This is a genomic window from Actinomadura sp. HBU206391 (genome assembly GCF_014323665.1).
Lineage (GTDB): Bacteria > Actinomycetota > Actinomycetes > Streptosporangiales > Streptosporangiaceae > Actinomadura_C.
Genome location: NZ_JABVEB010000425.1, coordinates 1 through 3,406, shown reverse-complemented (window position 1 = coordinate 3,406; position 3,406 = coordinate 1). Strand labels below are relative to the sequence as shown.

At 71.7% G+C, this 3,406-nt stretch carries 3 protein-coding genes and 1 pseudogene; 1 reads left to right on the top strand and 3 read right to left on the bottom strand.

The genetic code is table 11. From position 1 onward, the window contains the following. Window positions 1-1,048, bottom strand: a 1,048-nt coding sequence (locus tag HKK72_RS37690) for an extracellular solute-binding protein (protein ID WP_187239172.1), incomplete at its 3' end; no start/stop codon positions are given. Between the two features lie 187 nt (window positions 1,049-1,235). On the opposite strand from HKK72_RS37690, the gene HKK72_RS37685 reads away from it, so the two are divergent. Beyond that, window positions 1,236-2,042 (top strand): MerR family transcriptional regulator, encoded by an 807-nt coding sequence (locus tag HKK72_RS37685; RefSeq protein WP_187239171.1) that lies wholly within the window; start codon window positions 1,236-1,238, stop codon window positions 2,040-2,042. Window positions 2,043-2,060: 18 nt separating this feature from the next. On the opposite strand, the gene HKK72_RS37680 is transcribed toward HKK72_RS37685, so the two are convergent. Continuing rightward, complete coding sequence (locus HKK72_RS37680; RefSeq protein ID WP_187239173.1) at window positions 2,061-2,276, bottom strand: hypothetical protein; 216 nt, start codon at window positions 2,274-2,276, stop codon at window positions 2,061-2,063. Continuing rightward, window positions 2,273-3,406, bottom strand: a pseudogene (locus tag HKK72_RS37675) (hypothetical protein); the annotation flags it as partial. The gene HKK72_RS37680 and the pseudogene HKK72_RS37675, both read right to left, overlap by 4 nt.

Below are 3,406 nucleotides of genomic sequence, written 5' to 3'. Positions count from 1 at the left end.
CGTGCGGCCCTGGCGGCATCGGGGCGAAGACGAACCGTTCGTACACCTCCTCCATGTCGAGCCCGGCCTCGGCGGCGATCTCCTCGGCGTCGTAGCTCCCGCCCAGGCAGATCCCGGCCGCGCCGCCGGCCAGCAGCCGGGGCGCACGATGCTTGTCGTAGGCCGTCACCTCGGCCGGCAGCGCACCGTCGTCGACCAGTCGCCGCAGGAAGCGCATGGCCTCGACCGCGGCCGGGCTGTCGAGCGTGACCGCGCCGGGCGACAGCACGGTCGCGCCGTTGGACGCGAGCAGGGCGGTCAGGCAGTACGTCGTCGTCTCGGCGGCGGCCGGCCCGCCTGACATGACCATCGGCCGGAAGTCCCGCGCCCGTCCGGTCGTGAGCCGCCGGGCCAGGGTCCGCAGCCCTCGCCAGTCCGCCGGGGGCTCGGAGCCCTCGAGGAGGTCGCGCCGAAGCCACAGACCGGCGGCGTCGGCGTGGGCGTGCACGGCGAGGGTGTGCCCGCCGAACCGGTACGCCTCGGCGAAGGGCGACAGGAAGTCCGTGTCGTGCTCACGGGCGATCCATTCCCCGTCGAGGTCGTCGAGCGGCATGAGGAACCCCGACCGTGCGAACTCGGCGAGGTGCACCGAGTCGACCACGGCCAGGTCGGGGCCGTTCCCCTCGGCGATCGCGCGGAGCAGCACGTCGTGCACGTGCGGCAGCTCGACCGCTGTGATCGACAGGGAGACGTCCCGGCCCGCCGCCTCACGCAGGTGGTCCGGCCAGGCGCCGCCGGGAACGACGAGGCGAAGCTCGGGCGCCTGCGTACTGCTCCGGCGCAGCCAGCCCGGATTGACGAACGTGCCGCGGCGGCGGCGGCGCAGCACGACCCCCTCGTGGGCGAGCTCGGACAGCGCCCTCGTCACGGGCGTGCGGCTCAACCCGTACCGCGCGCACAGCTCGTGCTCGGTCGGCAGTCGGCCATCGCTGCCGTAGGCCCCGCTGCGGATCTCCTCCAGGAGGCGCATCTTGAGCTGGTAGTAGAGCGGGGTCGGCTGGCTCTCCATCCGCCTCCTCGTGTCCTCTCGGGCGCAGGTCTTTACCGTCATCTATTTTGTCTTTATTGTCACTGCACAGGGTCATTGTCGAATGGCCGAACCACAACAGATTTTCGTACCACGCGTGATCAGCGCCTTGCCCGGCGCGGGTAGCATCCGCATTGACAACGATGATCCCGGCAACAGATGCGGTGGCATGTCCGTATTCCGAATCGACGATCTCGCCCATGCCGCCGGAACGACGGTGCGGAACGTACGGGCCTACCAGGACCGGGGCCTGCTTCCGCCGCCCCGCCTGCAGGGGCGCGTCGGGCTGTACGACGACTCGCACCTGGCCCGGCTCCGGTTGATCGGCCAGCTTCTGGGTCGCGGTCACACCCTCGCCACCATCGCCGAGCTGATCTCCGCGTGGGAGCGGGGCCGGGATATCAGGGATCTGCTCGGTCTGGAGAAGGTGCTCACCGACCCCTGGTCGGATGAGATCGCCGATCATGTCGATGCCGCCGAGCTCGCAGAGATCTTCGGCATCGACCCGGACGGCGAGGACGCCTCCGCCCTGCTACGGCTGGCCGAGGAACACGGCTTCCTGGAGGCCGAGGGAGCCGATCGGTTCAAGGTGCCCAGCCCGCGATTGCTGCATGTCGGTGCCGAACTCGTCGCAGCGGGGATACCGCTGCCGGCCGTCTTCGAGATCGCCGGACGCATCCGGGAGGACTGCACGGTCATCGCACGCCGCTTCGTCGATCTCGCCCGCGAACACGGCAACCTGCGACCTGAGCAGTTGCTCACCCGGGAGGACATCTCAGAGGCGGCCGCCTACGTCCAGCGCCTGCGACCGCTCGCCCAGCTCGCGGTCGAGGGCCTCCTCGCCCGGTGTATGGAGGCCGAGGTGCGCACCGAGTTCGGCGATCAGCTCGCCGCCGCCGTGTCCCCCGATCACGGCACCGCCCACCGGCCGTCCGACACCGAGCCGCGCCGCGACCGCCACCACCGGGCCCGCTGAGCCGGCGCGGGCGAGCGCCTAGTCCCCCGGTCGAGGGCCACTCCGCGGGTCCGGGCCATCGGGATCGGCGCCGACCGCGTCGGTGTCCTCCACGGGGTGGCGGCGCCGATCACGCCAGATCACCACGACGATGACGGCGACCACGACGATCGTCGGCACGAAGAAGGGGATGGCGCTGACAGCCGAATGGGCCGCCAGCGGGCCGCCCCCGAGCCGCGCCTCCGGCACGGTCACGGCTGCGCCTCCGCGGCCGTGACCGGCATGGCCTCATCGGCGCCGGGCCATCGGCGGGAGACCCGGGCGACGCCCCATCCCAGGGCGGCCACCAGGATCAGCGTGCAGCACAGCACGATCGCCGAGGCCGCAGTCCAGACCGGAGCGGCGACGTCGCTCTTGAGCTCACGTTGCAGCACTCGTCGCTCGCCTTGCGCTGGGCGGGTGAACCGCTCCGGCGCGGGCAGAGGCTCGGCGCCGATCGCGGGATCGGCGGGGAGATAGATGGGCACCGCGCTCAGGGACCGGCCGTCGTGCAACCGGACCATGGTCTTCCAAGAGCCGGAGAGCGGCATCGGGCGGCTGGTCCGGTAGGTCCCGTCCTTCAGTGGGACGAGCCGGTCGACGTGCAGGCCGCCGCCCTGCCAGGCGGTGATCGTCACCCAGGCGGGCTTCCGCACGGCGCCGGCGGGAGAGATGGTGATGCGGGCTTCGGCACTGCGTTGTCGGCCGGCCACGCTGACGTCGGTGAGCGTGGCCGACACCAGCACATTGTGCGGCACGTTGATGACGAGGCCGTTGGCGACGGCCGCGGCGATCGCGACGAGCGCCGCCGCGAAGATCGACCGGGCGACGGCGGGCCGGGGCAGCCGGCCTTGTACGCCCATGGCCAGCAGCGCGCCCAGCAGTCCGCCAGCGACGCCGCCCACCACCGCCATCACCATGCCTTCGGCGAGCACGTCGCCGGTCCATGGTGATCGCATGGCCACCTGGCTCCAGGCGTACTCGGCGCCGAATCCGACCGTTCCGATCAGGAGGCCGCTCACCGCTCCGAGCGCCAGTGCCCGGCGGGCCAGCAGCAGGGCGGCCAGTTCCACGCACAGTGCCTCGGCGAAGTAGAGCGGCACCGCGGCCCACAGTTCACCGATGACCTCCGCGACGACCCACGAGACGCCACCTCGTACCAGCATGTAGAAGACGACCGCGAGCAGGGCACCGCCGCGGCCGATCCACAGGCGGGCCGCCACCAGGGCGCACCCTGCGGCGACCGCGATCAGGAAGGGCTGGTGGACCAGGCGGAACTGCGGCACGCCGAAGTCGTACTCGGCCTGGAACACCGACAGCCCGATGAGCAGTCCGCCGGAGATGGC

Excerpts from the sequence above, each read along its gene's own strand:
- HKK72_RS37685 (WP_187239171.1), top strand. The coding sequence starts at position 1,236 with ATGTCCGTATTCCGAATCGACGATCTCGCCCATGCCGCCGGAACGACG.